The organism is Shewanella sp. NKUCC01_JLK (assembly GCF_019345615.1).
GTDB classification, from domain to species: Bacteria; Pseudomonadota; Gammaproteobacteria; order Enterobacterales; family Shewanellaceae; genus Shewanella; species Shewanella oncorhynchi.
In genome coordinates this window covers 91,312-117,081 of the sequence record NZ_JAHKRD010000003.1, presented here as the reverse complement: position 1 = coordinate 117,081, position 25,770 = coordinate 91,312, and the positions used below count along the sequence as shown (strand labels likewise).

General features: G+C 43.5%; 29 protein-coding genes. 17 read left to right on the top strand and 12 right to left on the bottom strand.

The features are described from left to right. The first annotated feature begins 31 nt into the window (after positions 1 to 31). Both KO537_RS04495 and KO537_RS04490 read left to right on the top strand, forming a co-directional pair. On the top strand, positions 32 to 1,123 hold the full coding sequence (locus tag KO537_RS04495) for a hemolysin family protein (protein ID WP_028761257.1): 1,092 nt from the start codon (positions 32 to 34) through the stop codon (positions 1,121 to 1,123). A gap of 144 nt (positions 1,124 to 1,267) precedes the next feature. Beyond that, positions 1,268 to 3,013, top strand: coding sequence for a bifunctional metallophosphatase/5'-nucleotidase (locus KO537_RS04490; protein WP_219233951.1), 1,746 nt, complete (start codon positions 1,268 to 1,270; stop codon positions 3,011 to 3,013). 84 nt (positions 3,014 to 3,097) lie between these two features. Here the strand turns inward: KO537_RS04490 and KO537_RS04485 are convergent, their stop codons facing one another. Continuing rightward, complete coding sequence (locus KO537_RS04485) at positions 3,098 to 3,991, bottom strand: LysR substrate-binding domain-containing protein (RefSeq protein WP_113939435.1); 894 nt, start codon at positions 3,989 to 3,991, stop codon at positions 3,098 to 3,100. Between the two features lie 231 nt (positions 3,992 to 4,222). Between KO537_RS04485 and KO537_RS04480 the strand changes: the two genes are divergently transcribed. Together KO537_RS04480 and KO537_RS04475 are read left to right on the top strand one after the other, a co-directional pair. Continuing rightward, entirely contained in the window at positions 4,223 to 4,666 is a 444-nt protein-coding gene (locus KO537_RS04480) for a DoxX family protein (RefSeq protein ID WP_173243685.1), read from the top strand. 13 nt (positions 4,667 to 4,679) lie between these two features. Continuing rightward, entirely contained in the window at positions 4,680 to 5,390 is a 711-nt protein-coding gene (locus tag KO537_RS04475) for a pirin family protein (protein ID WP_028761261.1), read from the top strand. Positions 5,391 to 5,637: 247 nt separating this feature from the next. Here the strand turns inward: KO537_RS04475 and KO537_RS04470 are convergent, their stop codons facing one another. From KO537_RS04470 to KO537_RS04450, 5 genes are all read right to left on the bottom strand, one after another. Next, on the bottom strand, positions 5,638 to 6,162 hold the full coding sequence (locus KO537_RS04470; RefSeq protein WP_173243682.1) for a GNAT family N-acetyltransferase: 525 nt from the start codon (positions 6,160 to 6,162) through the stop codon (positions 5,638 to 5,640). 166 nt (positions 6,163 to 6,328) lie between these two features. After that, positions 6,329 to 6,847 carry a GNAT family N-acetyltransferase gene (locus KO537_RS04465; RefSeq protein ID WP_173497625.1) on the bottom strand — a complete coding sequence of 173 codons (519 nt, stop codon included), beginning with the start codon at positions 6,845 to 6,847 and terminating at the stop codon, positions 6,329 to 6,331. 189 nt (positions 6,848 to 7,036) lie between these two features. Next, positions 7,037 to 7,339 (bottom strand): hypothetical protein, encoded by a 303-nt coding sequence (locus tag KO537_RS04460; protein WP_006082493.1) that lies wholly within the window; start codon positions 7,337 to 7,339, stop codon positions 7,037 to 7,039. Between the two features lie 125 nt (positions 7,340 to 7,464). Further along, positions 7,465 to 7,674, bottom strand: coding sequence for a DUF3820 family protein (locus KO537_RS04455; RefSeq protein ID WP_006082494.1), 210 nt, complete (start codon positions 7,672 to 7,674; stop codon positions 7,465 to 7,467). Positions 7,675 to 7,825: 151 nt separating this feature from the next. Further along, positions 7,826 to 8,296, bottom strand: a complete 471-nt coding sequence (locus tag KO537_RS04450; protein ID WP_105251887.1) for a GNAT family N-acetyltransferase — start codon at positions 8,294 to 8,296, stop codon at positions 7,826 to 7,828. Between the two features lie 525 nt (positions 8,297 to 8,821). Between KO537_RS04450 and KO537_RS04445 the strand changes: the two genes are divergently transcribed. The 6 genes from KO537_RS04445 (at position 8,822) to KO537_RS04420 (ending at position 14,934) form a co-directional block, all read left to right on the top strand. Then, positions 8,822 to 9,628: an AAA family ATPase gene (locus tag KO537_RS04445; protein WP_219233950.1), complete on the top strand. Its 807-nt coding sequence runs from the start codon at positions 8,822 to 8,824 to the stop codon at positions 9,626 to 9,628. Then, positions 9,588 to 10,049, top strand: coding sequence for a CopG family transcriptional regulator (locus KO537_RS04440; RefSeq protein ID WP_219233949.1), 462 nt, complete (start codon positions 9,588 to 9,590; stop codon positions 10,047 to 10,049). The genes KO537_RS04445 and KO537_RS04440 overlap by 41 nt, the downstream gene beginning before the upstream one ends. A 249-nt stretch (positions 10,050 to 10,298) precedes the next feature. Continuing rightward, entirely contained in the window at positions 10,299 to 11,702 is a 1,404-nt protein-coding gene (locus tag KO537_RS04435; protein WP_219234025.1) for an extracellular solute-binding protein, read from the top strand. Next, positions 11,689 to 13,428, top strand: coding sequence for a GGDEF domain-containing protein (locus KO537_RS04430; protein WP_219233948.1), 1,740 nt, complete (start codon positions 11,689 to 11,691; stop codon positions 13,426 to 13,428). Before KO537_RS04435 ends, KO537_RS04430 begins: the two co-directional genes overlap by 14 nt. Before the next feature lie 109 nt (positions 13,429 to 13,537). Continuing rightward, positions 13,538 to 14,362, top strand: coding sequence for a M90 family metallopeptidase (locus KO537_RS04425; RefSeq protein ID WP_219233947.1), 825 nt, complete (start codon positions 13,538 to 13,540; stop codon positions 14,360 to 14,362). Positions 14,363 to 14,385: 23 nt separating this feature from the next. Further along, complete coding sequence (locus tag KO537_RS04420) at positions 14,386 to 14,934, top strand: nuclear transport factor 2 family protein (RefSeq protein ID WP_219233946.1); 549 nt, start codon at positions 14,386 to 14,388, stop codon at positions 14,932 to 14,934. 95 nt (positions 14,935 to 15,029) lie between these two features. Here KO537_RS04420 and KO537_RS04415 read toward each other — a convergent pair whose 3' ends face one another. Further along, complete coding sequence (locus tag KO537_RS04415; RefSeq protein WP_113939427.1) at positions 15,030 to 16,505, bottom strand: HDOD domain-containing protein; 1,476 nt, start codon at positions 16,503 to 16,505, stop codon at positions 15,030 to 15,032. 194 nt (positions 16,506 to 16,699) lie between these two features. Continuing rightward, on the bottom strand, positions 16,700 to 17,713 hold the full coding sequence (gene ltaE, locus KO537_RS04410; protein ID WP_219233945.1) for a low-specificity L-threonine aldolase: 1,014 nt from the start codon (positions 17,711 to 17,713) through the stop codon (positions 16,700 to 16,702). A gap of 343 nt (positions 17,714 to 18,056) precedes the next feature. Here ltaE and KO537_RS04405 point away from each other — a divergent pair, with 343 nt between their 5' ends. The 3 genes from KO537_RS04405 (at position 18,057) to tpx (ending at position 20,224) form a co-directional block, all read left to right on the top strand. After that, positions 18,057 to 18,647, top strand: a complete 591-nt coding sequence (locus KO537_RS04405; RefSeq protein ID WP_219233944.1) for an OmpA family protein — start codon at positions 18,057 to 18,059, stop codon at positions 18,645 to 18,647. Positions 18,648 to 18,679: 32 nt separating this feature from the next. Further along, positions 18,680 to 19,507, top strand: coding sequence for a mechanosensitive ion channel domain-containing protein (locus tag KO537_RS04400; RefSeq protein WP_028761273.1), 828 nt, complete (start codon positions 18,680 to 18,682; stop codon positions 19,505 to 19,507). 123 nt (positions 19,508 to 19,630) lie between these two features. Further along, complete coding sequence (tpx, locus tag KO537_RS04395) at positions 19,631 to 20,224, top strand: thiol peroxidase (RefSeq protein ID WP_219233943.1); 594 nt, start codon at positions 19,631 to 19,633, stop codon at positions 20,222 to 20,224. 75 nt (positions 20,225 to 20,299) lie between these two features. Here the strand turns inward: tpx and KO537_RS04390 are convergent, their stop codons facing one another. Next, positions 20,300 to 20,941, bottom strand: a complete 642-nt coding sequence (locus KO537_RS04390; protein WP_028761275.1) for a trimeric intracellular cation channel family protein — start codon at positions 20,939 to 20,941, stop codon at positions 20,300 to 20,302. 362 nt (positions 20,942 to 21,303) lie between these two features. Continuing rightward, complete coding sequence (locus KO537_RS04385; protein WP_028761276.1) at positions 21,304 to 21,864, bottom strand: DUF4136 domain-containing protein; 561 nt, start codon at positions 21,862 to 21,864, stop codon at positions 21,304 to 21,306. 180 nt (positions 21,865 to 22,044) lie between these two features. Here KO537_RS04385 and KO537_RS04380 point away from each other — a divergent pair, with 180 nt between their 5' ends. The 4 genes from KO537_RS04380 to ruvX all read left to right on the top strand — a co-directional run bounded on the left by KO537_RS04380 (position 22,045) and on the right by ruvX (position 23,955). Next, positions 22,045 to 22,362 carry a hypothetical protein gene (locus tag KO537_RS04380; RefSeq protein ID WP_012587171.1) on the top strand — a complete coding sequence of 106 codons (318 nt, stop codon included), beginning with the start codon at positions 22,045 to 22,047 and terminating at the stop codon, positions 22,360 to 22,362. Positions 22,363 to 22,540: 178 nt separating this feature from the next. Then, positions 22,541 to 22,870, top strand: coding sequence for a stress response translation initiation inhibitor YciH (gene yciH / locus KO537_RS04375; RefSeq protein WP_028761277.1), 330 nt, complete (start codon positions 22,541 to 22,543; stop codon positions 22,868 to 22,870). Positions 22,871 to 22,936: 66 nt separating this feature from the next. Continuing rightward, a complete protein-coding gene (locus tag KO537_RS04370) occupies positions 22,937 to 23,500 on the top strand; it encodes a YqgE/AlgH family protein (RefSeq protein WP_028761278.1) in 564 nt (187 codons plus the stop codon). Positions 23,501 to 23,529: 29 nt separating this feature from the next. Continuing rightward, the gene (gene ruvX / locus KO537_RS04365) at positions 23,530 to 23,955 is read left to right on the top strand and encodes a Holliday junction resolvase RuvX (protein WP_028761279.1); all 426 of its coding nucleotides are present in this window, start codon (positions 23,530 to 23,532) and stop codon (positions 23,953 to 23,955) included. 87 nt (positions 23,956 to 24,042) lie between these two features. Here the strand turns inward: ruvX and hemH are convergent, their stop codons facing one another. Together hemH and KO537_RS04355 are read right to left on the bottom strand one after the other, a co-directional pair. Then, positions 24,043 to 25,056, bottom strand: coding sequence for a ferrochelatase (gene hemH / locus KO537_RS04360; RefSeq protein WP_219233942.1), 1,014 nt, complete (start codon positions 25,054 to 25,056; stop codon positions 24,043 to 24,045). Positions 25,057 to 25,088: 32 nt separating this feature from the next. After that, on the bottom strand, positions 25,089 to 25,628 hold the full coding sequence (locus KO537_RS04355) for a glutathione peroxidase (RefSeq protein ID WP_173243652.1): 540 nt from the start codon (positions 25,626 to 25,628) through the stop codon (positions 25,089 to 25,091). Between the last annotated feature and the right edge of the window lie 142 nt (positions 25,629 to 25,770).

The window sequence follows — 25,770 nt, the reverse complement described above, 5'->3', positions numbered from 1 at the left end:
GCCTAAAATACGGAGTTGTAATTCCACCTATATGTTAACCCTCATCATTATAGTGCTTGTCGCTGTCGCTGTTTCTTTTCTGTGCAGTGTGTTCGAAGCTGTTCTGTTATCGGTTACCCCAAGTTATATCGCATCACTCGAACAAACTGACAGTGCCGCAGCCGCGCGCTTACGTAGATTGAAAGAGAATGTCGAAGCCCCTTTGGTGTCAATCCTTACCCTAAATACTATCGCTCATACCGTCGGTGCCGCCGTTGCAGGTGCGCAAGCGGCTAAAGTATTTGGTGACGATATGTTAGGTGTTTTCTCGGGCGTATTAACCTTTATTATCCTGTTTTTCTCAGAAATCATTCCTAAATCATTGGGTGCAAACCATTGGCGTCGCCTCGCACCAAGTGTTTCTGTTGCCGTGCTGTGGATGAAACGTACCACTAAACCGCTGATCTGGATGTCACAGCAAGTCACTCGCCTAATGGGCAAAGGTGATGAAGGCCACTACATACGCCAAGAGATGAGTGCTATGGCCAAAATTGGCCATGAATCCGGTGAGCTTGATGAGCAAGAGTCAAAAATTTTGACGCAAATGCTGAAGGTGCGAGATATGCCAGTTACGGCAATCATGACGCCGCGCACTGTGATGTTTTCTTTACCCATAGATCTCACCCAAAATGAGTTTGTGCGCCAATACCGCGACAAACCTTTTACCCGAATTCCAGTTTACGACCAAGATCATGATGATGTGATTGGTTACATTACCCGCACCGATGTATTGCTAGCAGAGCGTTACACGCCAGAAGCACCGATTGGTGAACTTAAACGGAGTTTATTTGTGGTGCCTGAAACCGCAAAAATTCTGCCACTTTTTGAGCGTATGATTAAACGTAACACCCAAATTGCGATGGTGGTCGACGAGTACGGCAGTAGCCAAGGTATCGTAACTCAAGAAGATATCATCGAATCTATGTTAGGATTAGAGATTGTCGATCTAAACGACCCCGCGACCGATATGCAGCAATTGGCACGTAAACTTTGGACTAAGCGCATGAAGCAAAAAGGTATTCGCCTATCCGATGACGGTGATTTTGAAGCCGCATCCGATGATGATGAAGCCAAATCCGGCTGAAGGCTAACCAAGTTTAGTGCTTGTTAATATAAAGGGAGCCTAGCTCCCTTTATTCTTTTAGAATGCGGATGACTCAGAACCCTCTGAAACTCGCATTTTCAGGTTGCTTGGGTATATACTCACCCGCCGTAATAGAGGTAAGTTATGACACAGAGCTACACACTCTCACTCGCGCACATTAATGACACCCATTCGAATTTTGAACCCTGCCGCGTCCAATTTAGCCTTAACATAGGCCAACATAAGCTAGATGTGACCAGCCATAGCGGTGGTTATGCCCGCATCGGCCATCACATCACAAAAGCGCGTCACACCGCTGCACAAACCAATACTCCTTTTATTTTCCTGCATGGTGGTGACAGCTTCCAGGGCACGCTGTATTTCAGCCATTTTAAAGGTAAGGCCAACGCCCACTTACTCAATCTGTTGGCACCTGATGCTATGGTCATTGGCAACCACGATATCGATGAAGGTAACGCCAGACTTGCCGAGTTTGCCAAGCAAATTGATTTCCCATTGCTTGCGGGCAATATGGATTTAAGCCAAGAGGATCTAAACAAACCCGGTTGTCTGCGGGGTTTGCCTAATATCTTGGATTATGATCATGAGCAAAAACACGCGAAATACCTGCTTAAGCCCTTCCACGATAAGACATTAGCCATTGTCGGTATTACCTTAGATCAGATGAAAGAGATCGCTCGTCCCGATCCCGACACACATTTTGTCGATGCTATCGCCACTACCGCGCGCACGGTTGAGCACCTTAAAAATCAAGGTATTAAGCATATTATCGTGCTCAGCCACTTAGGCTTAGATCAGGATAAACGCCTCGCGGCCGAAGTCGATGGTATTAGCCTTATCGTCGGCGGTCACACGCATACACTACAGGGGGATTTTCGCGCCTTAGGTTTGAGCAACCTGCCCTACGGTGAAGTTATTAATAACACGCCCATAGTGCATGCGGGTAAATATGCCGAAGTCGTCGGCTTGGCCGAGGTAGTATTTGACGCTGAAGGTAAAATGCTGAGCTTAACAGGCGGCAACTACTTCATGCTAGATCAACACTTTATCTTAAGTGCTAACACAGCTGTGGATAATCAAGATTACCAAGCTGTGCGCCAGCAGCTTAATCAGCATCCGAATATCTTTTGGGATGATGCCGATGCCGATATCGATGGCGTGATCCGAGATATCTATAAACCCGCTATCGCAGAGATGGAAAACAAAGTGTTAGCACTGGTGCCGAAGAACTTAGTCCATACCCGCTTACCCTCTAAAGCCCTGCCCCACGGCAGTGAAATAGCACCTTGGGTGAGTCGCAGCATGTTCCAAGAAGCTAAGCTTGTCGACCCTAGGGTGAACTTTGCTCTGCATAATGCTGGCGGTGTGCGCCAATCGGTGGCCCAAGGCCAATTGACACTAGCCGATGTGATGGGGCAATTACTCCCCTTCGAATTACCATTAGTTAAGTATGAAATTCAAGGTCAGTTTCTCTATCAAGCGCTCGAATCGGCGATTAACGCGGCAACCAACAACAGTGTCCGTGGCACAGGTGCAGGCAGCTTCCCCTACACTTACGGCCTACGGTATTACTACGATGGGCGACGCCCACTGGGTGAGCGTTTATTCAAACTAGAGATGATGCAGCAAGACAGCCAATCACTATGGTATCCCGTTGAGCCTGAGTCACTGTATGTCGGGGTATCGACCTCTTACACTGCTGCGGGTAAGGAAGGCTATCATCCATTGCTGCAAGCCCGCTGGCAGGAGTCGATGGAGTCACTGACTTTGCCACAGGCCTTTATTCGATTCTTAAATCGCTCACCGAATCTGTCTGATTTATTGTCACAGCATGTGCATTACACCAGCCACAGCCAACGTATAGGTTAGGCGCTATGCTCCTCATGGCGTAAGTATCAATGCTGTGAGGAACAAAGTGAGTGGCTGCTTACAAAGCGCTAAACAAACCTGAGCTTAAAATTGCCAATCACATTGCGGTAAACGCGCAGTAAACCAATCCTGCGCCTTGCCTTCAGCATATTTACGCCATGCCATAAACACAGCTTGCGTTGGGCGCGGCATTTCCACATGACAAGCCACTAGGCTTCCCGCCGCCAACGCATCTAAGATCAAGTGCTTTGGAATGTAACCCACACCTAATCCCAATTGCTGCGCCTTAATTTTGGTCTGCATGTTCGGCACACGGATCACTTGGCGACTATCAAATAAACCACTTGATCGCTGTGCTAGGGCGGTCGAACTGTCTGCCACCACAATGGAAGGAAATTGCAACAATGCCTCGGTCGGAATTGGGCCTGCATGTTGCGCCAATGGATGCGAAGGATTTAAAGCAAATACAAACTCCAACTCCCCAATTTCAACCACATGATATTGGCCTTTGGGCAACTCCCCTGTTACGCCGATAGCGATATCGGCACGGCCAGAATAGAGCGCATCCCAGCCGCCACCTAAGGACTCTTCGCTGATATTCACAGTCACTTGCTTACCCAGCTCAGTAAACTCACCAATCAACTGCAGCAGGGGTAAATCCGGCACCACTGTATCTATGGCTAAGGTCAATGAAGACTCCCAGCCTGTCTCGAGTTGACGCACCGCCTCTTCGAGCCTTGATGTTGCCGCAAGGATTTCTCGGCCTTGGCGCAGCACAAGTTGACCGACTAAGGTCAGCTCGGCTCGCTGGCCCTTACGTTCAAATAATTTTGTGCCTAAATCGCTTTCCAGTTTCTGCACTGTGTAGGTCAGTGCCGACGGCACCCGAAACAAAGACTCGGCAGCAGCGGAAAAACTGCCTTTCTTATCAATAGCATCGAGCACGATTAATCCATCGAGACTAATAGATGGCAACATAAAAACCTCATATTCAAATTATTTGAAGTAGACATTGAAAATGTTCCGATTTTCTTTGCCAAAGGTCAAGTCTACACTGCTTAGCAATGGAGAGGTTCTGCGGAACTCACTGCCGAAATCGGATGTAGATACTGAGTAAAGTTAAGTTAGAACAGATTAAAAAACTGAGTTAAGACTGATTGAACAACACACTTAAACACTTATTAAATAATTTGAAATAAGGAATACCCCATGAAAGCACTCATAGCAAAAACACTCAAATCAGCCCCTAGTCTTGCCCCACTGGCACTGCGTATTCCTATCGGGATTATCTTAATCGCCCATGGTTCACAAAAACTGTTTGGCTGGTTCGGTGGTTACGGCTTAGAAGGCACTGGACAATGGATGGCATCGATTGGTTTGACGCCAGGTTACTTAATGGCATTGATGGCAGGTTCAAGTGAATTCTTCGGCGGCCTGTTCCTGTTGCTCGGCCTGCTGACTCGCCCAACGGCCCTCGTCTTGTCATTCACTATGGTTGTGGCGATTTTCTCGGTACATATAGGCAACGGTCTGTTCCTTGCCAATAACGGTTACGAATTTGGTCTCGCCCTATTAGCAGCCACAGTCTCATTGACGGTATCTGGTGCTGGCAAATTCGCTGTAGATAACCTATTCGCTAACCGCATCAAATAAAGGGGAAAGCAAGATGATCACATTAAGAAAAGCACAAGATCGCGGTCAAGCAGACTTAGGCTGGCTAAAGAGTCAACATACCTTCTCTTTCTCTAGCTACTATGACCCAGAGCACATGGGGATATCATCCCTAAGAGTCATCAACGATGACAGAGTGGCACCCGGCGCAGGTTTTGATACCCATGGTCATAAAGACATGGAGATAATCAGTTACGTGATATCCGGCACTATCGCTCACAAGGATAGCTTCGGCAATATCAAAACCTTACCCGCAGGAGAGTTTCAATTGATGTCCGCAGGTAAAGGCATTTACCACAGCGAGTTTAATGCCTCTAAAACTGAGCCGCTGCACTTTTTACAGATTTGGATCCGCCCAGATACTTTAGGCATAGATGCGGGTTATCAGCAAAAGGCATTCGAGCAAAGCTCACCACTGACGGCTGTAGTGACACCAAACGGTGAAAATGGCACGCTCAAAGTGCAACAAGATGCGACCCTATATCGTTTAGTGTTGAGTGAGGGCGAAAAAGTAACGATGGACAGAAGCGCCGCTCAAGCAAATCGTCATCTGTATGTTCAATTGATTGAAGGTACGTTGGATATCAATGGCACAACACTCACGGCTGGGGACGGCGCACATCTGACACAACTCGCGAGTGTCGACTTTACTGCAACAAGCGGCCCAGTTACCGCATTAGTGTTCGATTTATCGCCTAATGCGTAATACAAGTGATTTAACAAAGCGATTCAGTAATTCAGCTTCACTATTTATTAGTTATTGGTTATTACCAAGCAAACAATTAAGTAAGTGATTAGATGCCAGCTTGATAAGCACTCACCGAGAAGCACTGCCACAAGTCATCTTTGGCAGTGTTTTTTATTGGCGCTTCTATGGCGATGTTATAAGGCGATGTTATAAAGCAGTGCTAACGGCTTCGTTTAGCTACCAGAACAGCCCTTGATAAGCTGAGTTAGAGGGCGAGCGTCATGCTGAAGTTAACCAACACTTGAGCTTGGCCCTGTGCTTTATCCGCCGCATTCAAAAAACGTTTATGTTCATTACGACGAATACTGCGAAATCCCTGTTTCTCAAAAAAAGGCCGCGCGAGATAGGATGCTTCAACCGTTAATCGTTTCAGCGCTAAGATTTTAACTTCTTCAAACAACGCAAAATACAAAGAGGTAGCAACCCCAGAACGGGCATATTCTGGATGAACAAACAAACATTCCACTTCAGCAGCGGCTTCAACATCGCTGTCGGCGCCTATCTTAAGATTGATAAAACCCACCAGCATATTATCGGTTTCGGCAACCCAAATAGTGGTTCCCTGTAAGCGTTCAAGCCAATAGTTCTCACTGCGGATCTCACCTTCGATATAAGCCCAAGCAGAGCGCTCGGCAAACGAGTAAAACTCGCCAGAGCCTTGCATTACACTCGCCTCAAATATTGCCGCCAGCTGCGAGACATCCGATGGCGTAAATAGTCGAATCTTCATTCTCTGCCCTCCATCTTGAATCATTAATTGACTTAGATTAACCGAATTCTAATTTAAGCTAAACAGTGCTGATTAAGTTAAATAGTGTCACTAAACGGCGTTAAGCTAATGTTTTACTGTGGAATACCTTACATCACTTTCTAGCTGAAACCATAGTAAACGCGCGTTAAATATTCTTTCCTATATTCTTTTCCATATAGAAACCGGGGATCACTTGCCCAAGTTTTTGCTGATAACTGCGCTGTATTTGAATAAATCCCATCCGAGTAAACAACCCTTTAGAGAGATAAGATGCGTCCAAGCTCAAGCGCACATAGCCTTGTGCCTTAGCCCAAGCTTCTAAAACAAGATAAGCGCGCTCACCTAATCCCTGACCTTGATAATCTGGATGTATATATAAGCTATCTAAGTAACCTTGGCGGGGGAAATGGGTTTCGACATTGATAAAACCGCAACAAACTGAAGAAGCTGTCGCTTCATCTATGGCTAAAACCACCCACGCCTTCGAGCGGCTTAACCGTAAATGCCAATGTTTAGCCGATCTTGGCGCCGCAGACCAAGCCATAAGCTGCGCCTGCGCATAACGAACATGGGTAATGCTGTGCACGCAAAGGTGAAATAACTCACTCACTTCACGTGCATAACATGACTGATAAGGCTGGATCTCGAACTGTTCAAACGCCATAACTTGAGTGATCCCCTGCTGAGTAATAACGGCTAGAAAAATAGCCGCTATTTTGCCGCCTTTGTCCCCATCGAGATAGTCACAAACTCAGATTTAGCGGCATTGAACGCTAAAAACAAAAACGGCCTCGAAAGTATCGAAGCCGTTGAATTACAGAGGCGCTCAGGTTAGCGCACTCGATACTGCTGACTATTTCTTATCGATTTGGCCAACAAATAACAGTTTATCAAAGGTGCGGTTCAAGGTTTTGCTGGTGAATTCGTTCATCCACATTTGCTCAACCACAGCCACTTTATCGCCTTTGCTCACTTCAGTTTGAGGACCCGCGGCCCAAAAAGTGGTATCAGCTTCTTTAATCTGTACGTAGGTGTAACCACCACCGTTCATCGTATCAACAACAGTACCTTCGTGGGTGACACCCTGAGCCCAAGCACTTGACATGCCTAACGCTAAAGTCGCTACTGCCGCTAATTTTACCCATTTTGCCATCATGCCTGCGTTCCTTTTGTTTTGCTAATATGCTGCATTAAAGCACGCTAAAAACAATAAATCGCTAATCTCTATCACGAAATACAACACTTATCGCAAAAGCAGTATTTTTCTTAAAAGAAGGGAACTCATTTCAACAGCGGTTTTAGCATGCCTTCTAAGCCATTAAGTTTGATTTCGTACATTAGCGCTAATTGCTCACCAAGTTTCCCTTGAGGAAAACCTTGCTTATGGAACCATACCAGATAAGGTTCGGGTAATTCGAGCAACTTACGTCCAGCGTACTTACCAAAGGGCATTTTTTGATTAACAGCATCAATAAGGAGTTGCTGATCCATAGGTTGTTATCTCATGCAGAACGTCACGATAATCCTACGGATGCTACAACATAAGCGAACGAATGTCGCCGTTAACGACGCAAAAGTAACTATATACCCAAGGGCAAAAATACGCGCTAGCTAACACCTAAAAGGCATTCTCACACGAATATTAAGCGATAATTTTTAACAGATTAGGCCCTAAGTTAGCGCAGGGAGCATACTGAAAACCATATTCACTACATAAGCGCTCATGCTCACCATGGGCGGTCATACTGACACAAGTTCCCGCACTCGCATGGTCATCAACAAAGGCCATCACCCGCTCAAGTATTATCTTTGCTAGCCCGTAGGATTGGTATTCGGGTAAGACAATAAAATCTTCAATCATCAAATGCCCGGGCTTGTTGCCATAAACACACGCCGTTGCCAATAGATTAGACTTAGCGGCCCCAGCGCCTGCATGTTCCAATTCAGTCTTGTCACTTAATCGAATAGAGACCCAGAACAATGCCTGTACATCCGCAAGTTCAACGCCAATAGAAGGGAGGCCAACTGTGGCCCGCAGATTAAGTAGTTCATGAAATAACGGTGCAGTTTCAACGAGTTCAAACTTAATAGGCATAATAGTTTTGATATCCATTTGGCATCCCTTCTCCATGGTTGAAATTTCAAGCGATTTAGACGTCAGTCTATAGAGATGATAAAGCCAGCATTTGGCAGTTTGATGACAAGTGCCTCACCAAACAAGACCACTTTCGACTGAGAAGCTGATAATTTACTCAGATCAGCCAATAACATTTAGAAATATAAAATTAACATTTGTACCAAGAAAGAAATAAAAAACTATACCCTAAGTCCTATGCACAGTTACCGATCACCACAAACAACCCTTTTAACTGACGGATAACAGATAAAACAATGTAAAACCAATAAGATAAAAAACATTTTTATAAATCCCTCTTCTCATCTTTTTTGTCAAATTAACGGCATATGACCAGATACTGACAGAAAAACGCCTACGACAATTTAATTTAAAAGCGTCAAAAATCAGCCAATTGACCGAGATTAACATTAGGTTTACATTCGATTTCGGACATCAATGCGGATAGCTCCAAACTCATCAACTCGCTGCACAAGGGTCATCAAAAGAATTAAGGAATGCGTCATGATAGTCTTAATCGGTGGAGAAAAAGGCGGCAGCGGTAAAAGTTGCTTGGCCCAAAATATAGCTGTATTTCTAACCACAGAATGTAGCGCCTCGGTCATTATGGTGGACTGCGATCCCCAGCGCACTACCTCTGATTGGATCCATGCAAGAAACAACAATCCGCAACTTGCCAGCATCAATTGCGTGCAGCTTTACGGTAAGATCCGTAATGACTTACTCAGTCTTGAGCAACACTATGATGTAGTCATAGTCGACTGCGGTGGGCAAGATAACCTAGCGCTACGAGCAACCATGTCTGTCGCCTCTTACATTTTAATGCCCTTAAGACCTAAGCGCCGCGATTTAAAAACTGTGTGTCATATGGACGATATCGTCGCGACGTGTAAGATGATTAATCCCAAGTTACGGGCTTCTTTTGTGATCACCCAATGTCCAAGTCTACCCAATCAAGCTAACCGAATTTTGGAGGCCAAAGAAGTCTGTAAAACCTATGATATCCATGTCCTTGACGCGATAACTTACTGTCGCAATGTTTATGATGACAGTGAAGAATCAGGATTATCGGTAATTGAAATCGAGCCCACAGGAAAAGCAGCCGAAGAAATTCGCACTATCGCCTGCGAACTATTCCAAGTCGATTGTGCTGCCAGCTTAGCCAATCTCCTACATCCCGCGATACACGCTCAGGGGGTGAGTCAAATGCATCATCATTTGACCCATCAAACTCAATCCACTCACACGACCACTCAACGAAGGGGGCAAAATGGGACTCAGCGATCTCAAGAAAAACGCTATGTCATCTAGCAGCTTACAGCACTCGCTTTCGTTAGATGAGTTTATTGAGGCGGCAAACTTGTACGCAATGGGACAAAGTCTGAATAAGATAAAAAGCAATCTAGATCATAAAGCAGATACAACTGTCACAAAAACCACAGATACACAGGCAAATCACATCACAACTCACATGGCCCAGAGCCATTCCAATGTGTTGAGCTTGCACAACCAAAGCCTAGAAACAGACGTATTATTTCCGGCAAAAGTAGAAACTAAAACACACTATCGCAAAGCAACATTTTCCCTCAGTGAAGCGGCTATAACCCATCTTGCTACACTGGCAGAAGAAAGCACTATATCCAAATCAAAACTGCTTCGACTCTTGATTGAACAACACTTCGACCTACCTATTGCCTTGAGGCAATTACGAGAACAACGCCAAAACCGTTAACGATTCGCACTACTCCCACCCTTTTCCGGTAACTTAGCTAAGATCGAGTTACCGGCTTTTTACTCAAAAAGTAAAAAACACAATAAAAACCATCATAAAATCGCGGCATAAGTTCTGATCCCACCTATCCTTAAATATACATAATGCTGAATTAATGATATTAACTCAGAGTCAATACGTAACATTAAGGTGTTATTTTTGTTAAACCGGATCAGATTTATTTTTCTTTGTTTAACCGCAGCGATAATGATGCCCTGTTACGCAGAATTTTCATTGGCACAAATCCCGCCGCTAACAAACAAAACACCTATCACTTTGGTCGCTGAAAAAGGATTTTGGACCGACTATTTAACCCAAGAAATGTTGCCTAAATTCACCGCTAAAACCGGCGTAAAAGTGCAGGTGGTCAGTACTGAATTAGAGGATATGTTTAACTTACAGACCCAGAATTTACTTCAAGGTTCAAGCAAATACGATTTACTCACAATGGAAGCGGGCTGGGCTAAAGAATGGGCTGCCAATGGTTATACAGTGCCCTTAATTGAACTCGCTAAACTTTACGATCCCGATGGCGAAAAGGCCATGGAGAAATACCTAGAACCCTATTACCCATCGCTACTTAACATCTTGTCCTATCAAGGTGAAATCCATGCTATTCCCTATAACAATTATGTTATGGGAAATCATTATCGAGCAGATCTCTTTGATAATAAAACTGAAAAAGCTCATTTTCTGCGTCAGTTTGGCTATCCACTCGCACCAGCAAAAACCTTAACAGAGTTACGAGATCAAGCTCAGTTCTTCACTCGTAAAGCAGGCACTATATTGGCGGATAAAATACTGACTCATGACTTTTACGGTCTAGCGCTAATGTCGGGTGATAAACCCCATATTAACGATGAATTCTCTAGCATGATTTGGAGCTTAGGTGGCACTTGGATGCAGCCCGTCTATAACAGCCAGAAACAGATCTCCCATTTTGAAGTGCCCACCATCAACCATGAAGCCATTGAAGCGGCCAAGCAATATCGCGAATTAATGCCCTATGCCGTTCCCGCTAACGAGCAGTTTGCTTTCAATGAAGCAGCTAATGCTATTGCAACAGGTCAAGCGGCAATGTGGCCTTTTGCCTACAATAATCTGTGGTATAAATCCTTTAAAGTTGAACAGAACATTCTCGGCGCGCGTCTAGCCGTAAGCCAAGTGCCTGGCGGTCATCCCTACAATGGCGCTTATGCCTTTGCCGTTAGCTACGACAGCAAAAACCCTCAAGCTGCCTATTGGCTGCTCAAATATATGGGCACCTATGAGGCACAACATGCTTATGCTATGGGGGGGGGTAATCCCTGTCGTATGGATGTAGTAACAGCCCCAGAATTTAAAGATGAATCCTTAAGAGGCATAGCTGGCGCATTTGAGGCAAGCCACATGGCCAATATGTTTTGGTCTACTAAGGTCTTATCCTTTGGGCATTTCACCAGTACTGCCATGGGACAAATTTACCCTGAACTCAGCCACGCCTGTTTTAGCGCAAGCCGCAGACCCGCTAACAGTGAAGATATTTTCATTAAATTAAGTGCAGAGATAAAACACCTCCAAAATACCTATGGAGAGGTACCTGCTATTGACAAAGAAAATAATGCCAAGCACTAAACCACTGAAAAGTTTGAAACAAAAAATAACCTCAGCCTTCTATATCATAGTGGGCATGGCGCTATTAAATGGTGTTGTCGCCATATTACTGTCACAGCAACTCAAATCAGAAATTGAACACTTAGTCGGGGTAGATGTGGTAAAAGTCACCACCGCGCTGCAACTGGCAAAAAACAGTGAAAAACTACAAATAATTACTGCACGCTTGAATAACTATTATGATGAAAAACAAAGAACTAGCCTGTTAGGTGAACTTTCTGCACAATGGGAATTACTCATCAATGACTCACGGTTACTGGCCTCAATAGAAACTTCTACAGTCAATAAGCAAGAATTAAATCACGCCTTAGATACTCAACTGTATTACTTACAACAACTGCCATTACTCAACACGTTAACCGATACTGCCTTACAAGCCAATTCACAGGCAGCCAATATTCAAGCCAACTTAACGTCAATGGCGTCGGGATTTAGCGATGAAATGCAAACCCAATTTCAGCATATTAATACGGACTCTGAACGTCAGCTTAAGCTGAGAAACGTTGACCAGATTGCTTTAAATATCAATACCAATCAGCAGATATCTTTATTTAGTCATCTAGGAGAACACTTATTTACCCAGTTAACTCAAGTGAATATCATCGACAATCTAGTTGAACTAAACCAAACCCAAAGAGATGCTATGCGACTGCTGTTAAGCATGGAGGCTATGCTTGATAGTATCGGTGGCGATAAAAACTTATATTTTAATTTGTTATCACAAATAAAACAGACCATGGTCGGTGAAGACAACCTCTTTGAACTTTCTCGCAAAGCAATTAGAAGCACTCATATCGCCAATGCGCATTTAGAATACCAAGCTGATGCCGCACAAATCGTTGCGACCTATACGCAGGATCTCGTTAACCAAGTTGAAAGTGAAATTCAGCAAACAGGCCGCGAACTTAAAAACGATAGCACCGCATTTATCGTATTAATTTTCTGCAGTGGCATCTTATATTGCTTCTTCATCTGGCTCACCAGTTGGCACTTTATCACTAAGGGAATCATCAAGCCTGTCATGGCGACTCGAGATGCAATGAATGCCATTGCCAATGAAAAACTCGACGCCAGAATGCCTGTCACTGATAACTTAGAGCTCCAGCAAATGGTGAGCTCCTTAGAGACATTAAAAAGCTACGCAGCTCAGGTTAAAGGCATGGCCGAAACCGACGGATTAACTGGCTGCTATAATCGCCGCTATTTAGATTTACAACTCCAAAAAGAATTAGAGTATGCAAGGGACCACAACATGCCCCTAGGTATAATTCTGTTTGATATTGATAATTTTAAACAATTTAACGATAGGTATGGTCATGTCGCAGGCGATCAATGTCTTAAGAAAATCGTGAATGCCACCAAATCGATCTTGAAACAACCCACTTACATGCTTGCCCGCTATGGCGGAGAGGAGTTCATGATAGTACTACCATCGAGCAATCTCGAGGAGGCATATCATTTTGCTGAAGTATTACGCAATAAAATCATCAGTTTAAAAATACCATATGAAGACTCCCCCCATGACGGCATACTGACCATCAGCGCTGGTATTACTTGCTGGGAGCGATCACAACCTATGGATACGAATAGCTTAATTAATCAAGCTGATGAGGCTCTCTATCACGCCAAACTAACAGGTCGTAATCGTACAGAGACACGACTAAACCAACCAGTTCGCTATTCCTAACCATAAAATGCGGCGACTGTTCAGTTTCTTTTTTCACCAGAGGATTGAGTTAAGCTAACTTCACCCCCATTAGCTAATACTAAGTTAATCAGGATTAAGTCAGGGAAGAATGCTCGCTATTGTTATCACGCTTATCCTAGGAGTTGGCGCAATTACCTGGCTACTGTCGAGTCGTTGGCGCAGGACCTTACATCGTCGACGAGTCACGATGAAACCTTTTCCAAAAGAATGGCGCAGCATTCTCAAAAAAAGACTGCCTTACTTCCATGCTCTACCCGCAGATCTACAACTGCAACTCAAACGACATATCCAAATTTTCATCGATGAGAAAGTCTTTATCGGCTGCGATAATTTTGAGATCACGGATGAAGTAAGAGTCACAATCGCGGCCCAAGCCTGTCTACTGCTACTCAATCGTAAAACCGACTTTTACCCCAAACTGAAACAGATTTTGGTCTATCCCGATGCCTTTATCGTCAATAATCAACATAAAGACACTAGCGGTATCGTGTGGGAACAACGCAATGTGCTGGCAGGGGAATCATGGGAATACGGTAAAGTTGTGCTCTCATGGAGAAATACTTTAGACGGCGCCGCCGATCCCCATGATGGTAATAATGTCGTAATCCATGAGTTTGCCCATCAGCTCGATCAAGAAGATGGCCAAGCCAATGGCGCACCCATTCTGCAGCATTTTGCCGACTACAGCACTTGGTCTGAAGTGCTAAGTAGGGAATTTACCCAATTACAACACTGTGCAAATTTTGGCACCCCCTCATTATTTAATTATTATGGAGCGACTAATCCCGCTGAGTTTTTTGCCGTTATCACCGAAGTCTTTTTTGAGAAACCAGAGGATTTTTACCAACAACACCCAGACTTATATCGAGAACTGAGCCGCTTTTATCAACTCGATCCGATAAACTGGCATTAACCCATAAAAGTAGAGGCACGCAAATGCTCAAAGACACTCATGCATTCTCAGTTAAAGGTTCCAATATTCATCGCGCTACCTTGGGGTTACTGCTCAGCGCGTTAATGCTTAGCGGCCTTAATGTAAGCGTACAGGCACAGGACTCGCCAACACAAAGCGCTCAAACGACTTCGAATCCTGATCAACAAGCGGCGGCTCACGTATTAGATTTACTCAACCAATATTCAAGCGATGCCAATTGGGATAAATACTTTGCCCTGTACCGAAAAGACGGCATTTTTATTGGCACGGATGCGAGTGAGCGCTGGAGAATGGCGGAATTTGAACGTTACTCCCGCCCCACAAAAGGTTGGCGCTATGATTTAACTGAGCGTCATTTAATCCAACACGGCAATGTCATATTGTTTGACGAGTTATTAAATAGTCCAGCCTATGGCGTCAGTCGAGGAACTGGCACTTTAATCAAAACCAATGGCAACTGGGAAATAGCGCAATACCATTTAAGCTTTCCCATTCCTAATGAGGTAGCCAAGCAAATAACTGCCGAGATTAAAGCCGCAAACAAACAATAGAGCAGCACTCCCCAAAATACGGTTTGAAAGAGTGCAATTTCGAAAGAATACAGTTTGAAATTAAATCACTAAAAGTAATCACTTAAGTTATACCACTATCTCAAAGACACAGTAAAACACACATTCGCCAATTGGGAGAAGTGGATGAAACTTTGAAAATCCACGTCTTCAAATGCCCTTTCCGAAGGGCCCCTATCCGCATAATAAAACCCGATCACTTTACTATCGACTAATAATGGTGCTAATAAAAAGCCTTGACGTGACACATGTTGCGCTTGTAATTCTTTACACTGCTCTTGCCATTTCTTAGAGCTAGGATCATCTACCCAAAGCGGTAACTTATGCTCCATCGCTTGGTAAAATAATCCCCGCCTATCGCTCAAATCGATAATAAACTCTTGCTTAATGGCATCGGCATCACGACCTAATATCACCCTAGGTTGAAGTTGTTTACGGCTTGGCGACAATAACAGCACGCCGCACCGGTCAACGCCAACGCCCTCAAGTATACCTTCGAGAACCGTTTGCATGATTTGGTTAAAATCGGCTTTATTAATGGCGAAGCCTGTTAATTCTCGTAGCTTAGCTAACTGAATATTCAAGTTAACTTGATAGACAGGCATATCTAACGGAATGGGAAGTGGAACAGGTTTAACTGTGACCATACGCTTAGGATCTGGTAGATAGTCTAGCAACACCTTAGCACCATATACTTCAGCTAACTTATGGGTCGCATTCGCGCAGCGTTGCATCCGCACCATAAACTCATTTTCTTCTAGTCCAGTAAAACTCGCCGCTTGCGTGATACGTTTCCCTAATTCCTGCTTATCAAGATTAGGTTGAGATAAAATATCGCAGAGCTTATCCGCAATAAAAATAGACCGAATTTCAGGTCTTTGGTCTTCAGGATTATTAACTGCATGGACCAACAGTTCTCCCAATCCCCAATTGCGGGCAATACTTTGAGTTAATAGTGAAAAAGAAGTGCCGAGGGCTTCGCGGGTTATACTTCGTTCCTCTGCTGGCGTTGCACATTCACGTAGTTTTAGATCTAACTCTTCGGTGAACTCACCACCAATACTCCAAAAAGCACTCTCACCTATGTGATACAGCAAAGAGGCTATAAAAGCTTCCTCCTGCATTTCTTCGTCATAATGGCTCAACATCATCCGTGCAATCATGGCGGCTTGAAATGCTTTAGCCATCAACTTTATTAATCTTTGATATACGTTAGGTGCCAAATTTTTACTCTCTAACAAGCTTGAGAGTAACTTGGCTGTGATACAGATATTTCGCACCGCATCGAAACCAAGCACTATAGCCGCTCGGCTGACAGTAGAGATTTGGCTACTACCTTTATGGTAAATAGCGCTATTAGCAACTCGAAGAATACGAGAAGTTAAGGCGTTATCGTGCATCACGCTACGCCCGAGTAATGCGAGAGAGGAAACGTCATCCTTGGCGAGCTTTTCTAGCGATTTAACAGTCGAACACAGTGCTGGCATTTCCAATTCACTGATCCGATTTGTCCAATAATCGACCCCTTTATTAGTATTGTTATTAGGTTTCAACCTAAAGTTACCTTAGCGATATAATCTTGTTGTTTTTAGTATAGATAAACGCAAACATTTCGCCTGTTGTCTAAAGCTTGTTTTAGAAAATCATTCATTAATTGCTTAATAATTCAACATTAAGCAATATCTGCCTATAAAAATGCCCAAGACAAAGCTCGGGCATTTCAGTAAAACCGGAAATCAATCCACACTTAGGCTTTGAGGTACTGCTTAACAACACGCAACACTTTATCTATGTCCTGACGGCTCACATCTTTATGAGTCACAAGCCGAAGCGTACGCCCTGGGCTTATCAGGATGCCTTCCGCTCGACAGTGTTTAGCCAATAAGTTCGCATCAATATGGGATGCTAATGTAACAAATAACATATTAGTTTGTACTGCGGCTAAATTGACGTCGAACTCACTGAATTCTGCCAACTGCCGAGCTAAGTACGCCGCATTGTCATGATCATCACTCAACCGTTGTACTTGCTCAGTTAAAGCAAGCTTACCCGCAGCGGCAAGTATCCCAGCTTGACGCATGCCACCACCAAGCATTTTACGCCAACGAATGGCTTTCTTAATCAAGCGTTCATCACCTAAGAGTAATGAGCCGACTGGCGCACATAATCCTTTGGATAAACAAATCGACACTGAATCAAAGTGCGCCGTGATATCACTTATCGCGATATTCTGCGCCACCGCAGCATTGGCAACTCGCGCGCCATCTAAATGAATTTTTAATCCGCGATTAAAGGCTAATGCCTGCGCATCCGCCAAATAGCTTTGCGGGAGAACCTTACCGCCAATCGTATTCTCTAAACTAAGCAAACGAGTACGAGCAAAATGGATATCATCAGGCTTAATTGCGGCTTCAATGTCAGCTAATGCAATAGTGCCATCTAATTGATTCATTAAAGGTTGAGGTTGAATGCTACCTAGGACAGCGGCGCCGCCGCCCTCGAACTTATAATTGTGAGCCTGCTGACCGCACAGGTACTCATCTCCACGATCACAATGGGCCATCAAAGCCAATAAATTTGCTTGAGTACCCGAACAGGTAAATAATGCACTTTCAAAGCCAAACATCTCCGCAGCCATATCCTGCAAACTATTTACCGTAGGGTCATCACCGTAAACATCATCACCCACTTCGGCTCTGGACATGGCTAACCGCATGGCTGCTGTTGGCTGGGTAACAGTATCACTGCGTAAATCTATCATCTTGTCCTCAAATTAAAGTTTGGTTGGCGCATAATGGGCTCAAGACTCTAGCGCTAAAGGCTTATTTTGTATAGTTTATCGTCATACTTGTCGACAAATTTACCGATGTAGAACCTCGCATATACTTGAAGCAAGTATCGACATACTGACATCTACTAATAAAAACATAAATATACTCAAGATCTTGCCGATATCTATCTGTCGATGTATGGACGCTTGTACGCGTTTAGCTTGGCGAAAAGAGTCTTACTCGTTAGAATGCCACACTAAGATGGTCATGCTACAACAATGCGATCGCTTTAGTAATTTTGACTAATACTTATCGTTCAATAGGTGATTTGTAGTGAAAAACTCCCAATCTCGATGGATTCAGCTAGCGCTTTTGCTATTAAGTTTAAGCCTAACATCACAGGTATTTGCTTGGTCTGACACTGACCGAGATGGAGTGCCAGATATCAAAGATGCCTGTCCTAACACAGAGCCAAATACACCTGTTATGGCTAATGGTTGTGTGGAAGAAGCCGCTGTGGAAATGACTGCATCACCAGTTTGCGATATGAGTCATTCAAATGCTGAGTTAAACACAGATTGTCATAATATTTCTGCAGCTATGGTGTATTTTGAATTTGCCATTGCCGAGGTTGACTTTTCTCAATGGAAAACTTTAGCCTTAGTAAAAGCATTCTTAGAAACAAATGATGCTGAATTAACCTTAGTAGGCCACACAGATATCGTTGGTACACCAGAGTTTAATTATCAACTATCACTTCAACGGGCTCAAAATGTAAAACGTATTTTGGTTGAGGATTATGGCTTTAATCCAAATCGCTTTACCGTAATGGGTAAAGGTATATCTGAACCTGTAGCGGACAACCGTTCTAGCGAAGGGCGCAGTTTAAATCGACGAGTAGAATTTATCGTCAATAATAAATAGTTTTTGTTAGCGTATATTTAGGGAGTTATTCAATGGAAAACCTCGAAGGTTTATTAAAGCAAGCACCAGATCTGATTGTGACTTATGGCTTAAAAACATTATTCGCCATTATCATCTTCTTTGTTGGTAAATACTTTGCGGGCGTAGCACAGAAGCTTGTTCGTAAATTACTGAACAGCCGTAAAGTTGATCCGACAGTCGTTTCATTTGTCGCAAACCTCGCTTGGGCAGTGGTATTTGTTTTCGCGGTTATTGCTACGTTAGGCCAAATTGGCGTTCAAACCGCATCACTGGTAGCCGTTATCGGTGCTGCAGGTTTAGCAATAGGCTTAGCGCTACAAGGTTCTCTGTCTAATTTTGCATCGGGTGTATTAATGGTGTTATTCCGCCCTTGCCGCGTAGGTGACTATATTGAAGCTGCAGGTATCGCCGGCACTGTTGATGAAATAACCATATTCTCAACCAAGCTTCGCACTCCTGATAATAAAGTTATCGTAGCGCCAAACTCATCTATCATGAATGGCACTATCACTAACTACTCAGCGATGGATAGTCGCCGTATCGATTTAGTGATTGGTGTATCTTATTCCGCTGATATCGCACTCACTAAAAAAGTATTGACCGATATTTTAGATAACAACCAGTATGTGTTAAAAGATCCAGCATATACAGTTGGACTTTCTGAATTGGCTAGCTCTTCAATCAATTTCGTGGTTCGTCCTTGGGTAAAAACATCTGATTATTGGACTGCACGTTTCCAACTGCTTGAGCAAATAAAAAATGCATTAGACGCTGCAGATATCGGTATTCCATTTCCACAAATGGATATCCATGTCAAAGAATTGCCACTAAGCAAATAACAATTAGTGGATAAAAAAGGTCGGTAATTACCGACCTTTTTTTATGGTTCTACGCATCATTTTAGCGTACCTTAATGGACAGATATTAGCGAAGGCACAGATATTCATGTGTGAGGAAATCCAATGCAAAAATATGTTTCATTTTTAGCCGCAAGCTGTATTTATAGCCTAGTTCTGATGAGCCCCAATACACTCGCCAGTGAGAAAACACAGGTTTTAATGGGTGAAAAAACAGTCACCTTAGAAGGGAAAAGACCAAAATTGTCGCAAATGGCGCCGGGGTTTAAAGTCGTTGATGAGCATTTCACGCCAGTGATGCTAAGTGATTTTAAGGGTAAAACGGTACTGATAAGTGCCGTGCCAAGCCTAGATACAGGTGTTTGCGCACTGCAGACGAAGCGCTTCAACAGCGAAGTTGGCCATTTTTCCGATGACGTCATCATGCTAACGATCAGTACCGATTTACCCTTCGCACAGAAGCGTTTCTGTAAAGTGGAAAACGTAGATAAAATCAAAGTGCTATCAGATAGCGTGTGGCGTGATTTTGGTGAAAAGTATGGTTTGTTAATTCAAGATTACGGCTTGCTGGCTAGAGCCATTTTCATAATAGATGCAGAAGGTAAGCTCCAATACCAAGAGTTAGTACCAAACATCACAGAGCATGCTAACTATGATGCTGCCCTTGAAGCCTTGAAAACCCTTCAAGCCCAGCAGTAATTCACAGCTAAAAACAGGGCAGCCTTAGCTGCCCTTTTGTTTAACGGTTCTATTTCTACGATTTGGTTTTACGATTTAATGTGTATGCTGATCGCCACTGGATTGGTAGTCAAAGGTTGGCATAGACCAATGATATCGCAGCGCCAACATCCGTAAGCTAAAACCAACGCTTAAACAAATAACCAGATTAATCCATTCCGTTAACTGATAGGCTTTTAAGACGATATACAAGCCTGCCGTCAGTAGTGAAATCACCGCATAGAGTTCTTTCTTAAAAATCAAAGGCACTTGGTTACACAGAATATCGCGGATAACGCCACCAAAGACACCTGTGACCAATCCCATGACTACGGCAATTGTTGGGCTAAATCCCAGCATTAACGTCTTTTGTGCGCCCACGATGGAGAATACCGCTAAGCCTAAGGCATCAATAGCCAAAAATAACTTAGACAGATAACGCATCACAGGGGCGATAGCGACAGTGAGCAAAGAAGCGAATGCAATCGCAATAAGGTAATGCACATGCTCAACCCAAATTAAGGGGTAATTTCCGAGCATCATATCCCTTAGTGTACCGCCACCAATTGCCGTTGCGCAGCCAATGATCACCACACCAAACAAATCCATCTGCTTGCGGCCAGCCGCCAGAGCGCCCGTCATCGCCTCGGCAATAATCCCAATCAGCCAAAGTAATCCAATAATCTGCGTCTCATGCATCTTTGCTACTACCAACAACTCAAAGAATTGATTCTGCCTGATAACCTCTCAGTTCTATAATGATTTTATTTTGAATTCATCATTAGAAAAATTAATTCATCATCTTACTAATAATCTGATGCAGACTCCTATTACATTATTAATGTTATAGGATAAATATCATACAAAATAGTCAGTTATAAAAATGTTAACTTCACATTGTCATCTATGAAAATAGAATTTTTAATAAGTATTAATAACGTAAATCCAATCAGATGATAAATAACTGCAGATCATCTAATACCGTAGACAAAAAACATAAAAATCAACCACAAAAAAAGCGGCCCTTAGGCCGCTTAATGTTCATTCAAACTGAATCAGAACTACTTAGTGTCAGGCTTAGGTGGATAATTTGCCATTACACTGCCCACTGCTTGATTGATGATCTGTACTCTTTCTTCTGGGGTATTTTTGTCGCGAATGGTATCGGCAACAGAACCACGCCAGATCAGTTTAGTGGTTTTATTATCAACCAAATCAATAATCAGGGTACCGACTTCATATTCTCTTACTGTGGTTTGGGTCTGCATATTGCCGCCCCAACCCCATCCTGGACCATAGTATGGGTTGTAGCCAAAATTACTATTGAAGGTATCAACATTAATCTTCTTATCAACTTTAGTCAGATAATTAACAAGTACATCAGCATCTTTTGCATCAACTAATGTCATCCCCTTACTCGCTAACTGGCTATTCACCGCTTCTCTGACCCGTTGGTCCATCAAGCCATCCAAATGATATCCAGCAGAATCCGTTTTCTGAGCAACCCAAGCATAGGTTTTATATTGGGTAAAATTGGCGCTAGGATCAAAATCCCAACCTGACTTCATCGAACTACAGGCACTGAGTGCCAACACAGCTAATGCTACAAAAATATTTTTCATCTTAATTTCCTCAGATGTTCGACCCGAACAAAGACAAGTATCAGAGATATGAATTTAGCTTACAGAGCAATAGCCTAATCTACAACTCAATTGATTAAAAAGCGGCATCTCATTCAGCTTGACTTCAGCAAAACCAAAGATGATAATGATTATCAATTGAGATTTAAAGGGGGTGTTGAAATGTACTGGTTTATTAGCGCGTTTTTGGTTGCATCAGCCATTTTTTTCCTTGCTCCAGAAAAAATCTCACTCGAGGCCAATAACGCTAAGATAAAGCGTCATTTGCCCGTCAGCTTACTGATTTTACCTCTCATTGTACTTGGCTGGTTGGTCATAGATGCCGTCGCGAATGGTACTAACTATGCGACAGTCGCCGCATTCGGCTTTGTGACTACCGCCTGCTTAATTGCGTTACCTAAGCTGCATAAATTTATTATGCCCAGCGCCTTACTGACTGCAGTAGCGCTGATCGTCATGGTCTTTATGCGCATAAATTAAAACGGCTGATAACGCTCCCTTTTTCAAAAATATGCTTACTTCCCTGCAAAGAGTTAGCATTTTGTATTGGCCACTTAAGGAGAATCCTCAAGTGGTCTTTTTTTACCTCCCAGAACCTCTGCAAATTTGATAAACTGAGTCGGTATAAGTCACCTTCTAATATCAATGAATGAAACCGATGAAAGCAGATCCTAATGTATCCTTAGTGTACAGTACCGACAAAGGCCGTATAAATGCAGAGCCCGCCACTAAAGCGATTCCTGAATCCGATGGCATAGTCAGGATCCACAGAGACAGTAAAGGCCGCAAAGGTAAAGGCGTTTCGATTATCTCAGGGTTAGGTCTCGATGAAGCAGCGTTAAAAGCAATGGCACAAACCCTTAAGAAACAATGTGGTTGTGGTGGTACGGTTAAAGATTTCACTATTGAGGTCCAAACGGACAACCGCGAGCAATTAAAGCTATTACTTGAGAAACAAAACTACAAAGTTAAATTAGCTGGCGGTTAATCTCGCCCGACTTAGTAATATAGCAGCAAGCTAGATCAACTTAGCCACATCAAACGGAGTAGTTTAATGGAGAGTTTGCAGAACCATTTCTTAATTGCCATGCCCTCACTACACGGTACGTTTTTTGAACGCTCAGTCATTTATATCTGTGAACATGATGCCAAAGGCGCCATGGGGCTGGTGATCAATAAACCGCTCAGTATCGAAGTTAATTCGCTATTAGAACAAATGGATTTGCCGGCAGAGCAAGTCTCCGCGGATTTAGTGCTCAATACCAGTGTCATGATGGGCGGCCCCGTCTCCCAAGATCGCGGCTTTGTGCTGCATACCTCTCAGCCCTATTGGGCCAATAGCACAGATCTGGGTTCTGGTTTAATGCTAACCACTTCCCGTGATGTGTTAACCGCTATTGGAAGCAACAGATCGCCCGAGAAGTTTCTCGTCGCATTAGGTTATGCTGGATGGAGTAAAGATCAGCTCGAACAAGAGCTTGCCGATAATTCTTGGCTCACAATTCCAGCAACGAATGCGCTCTTGTTTGACATTAAACACGAAGACCGTTGGCCACAGGCCAGTCGTGCTCTCGGATTTGATGCTTGGCAAGTTTCTGCTCAAGCGGGTCACGCTTAAGCCTATTTCTTAATATAAGTCAGCACACTATGAATTCGAAAACCGTATTAGGCTTTGATTTTGGTACTAAAAGTATTGGTGTGGCTATAGGCCAAGAGATCACTGCCAGCGCCACACCGTTATTATCACTCAAGGCCGTCGATGGTATCCCAAATTGGGATCAGATAGGCGACTTAATCAAAGAGTGGCAACCCGACTTAGTCGTCGTTGGTCTGCCTTTAAACATGGATGGCACAGAGCAAGATATGACCCACAGGGCGCGTAAATTTGCTAATCGCATCAATGCTAAGTTCAAAGTCAAAATAGCCACTCAAGATGAGCGATTAACTACCACTGATGCTAAGGCCAGATTATTCGAATTGGGCGGGTTTAAGGCACTGACCAAAGGTCAAGTCGATGCGGTGTCTGCCGTCCTTATCATCGAAAGCTACTTCGAAAATAACTTCAGCAAGTAATGCCACAATAAATAAAACCACAACAAAAAGAAAAGGATAAGTTGCCTTATCCTTTTAGTTTGATGTTTAACCCGATAAATTACCGGATCAAAAATGTGGCTTCACTAAGTTTGCCATCATAGTAATGTGCGCATCATCATCATTTAATGCAGCAATGTAGCGGAACTTCTCACCACCCGCCTCGGCAAAGAGATGACCATTCTCACCAACAATTTCTTCCAGCGTTTCTAAACAATCGGCGCTAAAAGCTGGGCAGACGATAGCAATATCACGCACGCCTTGTTGCGGCAACGCTTTCAAAGTCGCATCGGTATAAGGTTGTAGCCATTTGGCTTTACCGAAACGCGATTGAAAAGTCATGACAAACTCATCTTTACCTAACCCAAGCTTTTCGGTAACCAGTCGAGTCGTTTTCATGCAGAAGCAGTAATAAGGATCGCCTAAATGCAAATTACGTTCAGGCATACCATGGTATGACAACACCAATTTTTGCGGTTTACCATGGGCTTCAAAATCAGCCGTGATCGAATTGGCTAAAGCATTAATAAAATCAGCATTATCATGATAAGTATTAATAAAATGCAGTGCTGGAATATAGCGCCACTTGGACAACTCAGCCGCGATCGCATCAAAAGCAGAACCCGTAGTTGGCGCCGCATATTGGGGATACAGAGGTAACACCACGATTTTATCAATGCCATTTTGATGCATAGTTTGCAATGTACTGGCGACCGATGGACTGCCATAACGCATTGCTAAATGCACAGAAACATCATAGTTATCGGCTTTAAGTTTATCCGCTAACTTCGCCGTTTGACGCAAACTAATGTCCATTAACGGTGAGCCGGCTGCAGTCCATACCTTCTGGTATAACGCCGCCGATTTTGCTGGACGTACCCGCAAGATGATCCCGTGTAAAATCAACATCCATACTAGCTTAGGGATCTCGACGACTCGGGGATCTGCTAAAAACTCTGCAAGATAACGTCTAACAGCAGATGCTGTGGGTTCATCTGGAGTACCTAAATTCAACAACAACACGCCTACTTTGCCGCGCTGCCCGTGTCCAACTTCTTTGGATAAGCCTGAAAATTTAGCCAAAACAGCCTCTTAATTAATAAATATTCGTAAGATTAAAGTACAGATTCTATCGCTTGCTTAAGCTCTTCACTATCTGGCTTCACTTTAGAATTGAACTGTTGCACAACCGCACCATCACCGCTGACGACATACTTATAAAAATTCCACTTAGGCGCACCGGTTTTTTCGGCTAAGTATTTGAAGACACTATTAGCGTCACTACCACGTACTGGCGATGTCGACAGCATAGTAAAGGTGACACCGTAATTGATGTAACACACCTTAGCCGTATCTTTCTCATCATTTTCTTCTTGGAAAAAATCATCCGATGGGAAACCAATGACCACTAAGCCTTTATCTTTGTAGTTTTCATGCAATTTTTCGAGCGCTTTAAACTGCGGGGTGTAACCACAGTTACTGGCCGTGTTAACAATCAACACTGGTTTTCCCTGAGTCAATTCACACAGATTAACTGTCTCTTCAGAATGTAATTTTCGTACTTCAAGGTTCAAATACTCAGGACAAGTGGCCGCCATAGCGCCAACACTCATCAAGCTCGCTGTCATAGCGAATATCATGGGTAATTTTTTCATTGCTTTCTCCTTTACCAGTACATTACGCAAACGCACTGGGTAAAGATCATATTGAATTAAAAAATAAAAGCTATGGATAATGGCAACATAGCGATGAAGTAGAACCGATTGAGCTGAACGAAAATCTAATACACAAACAAAA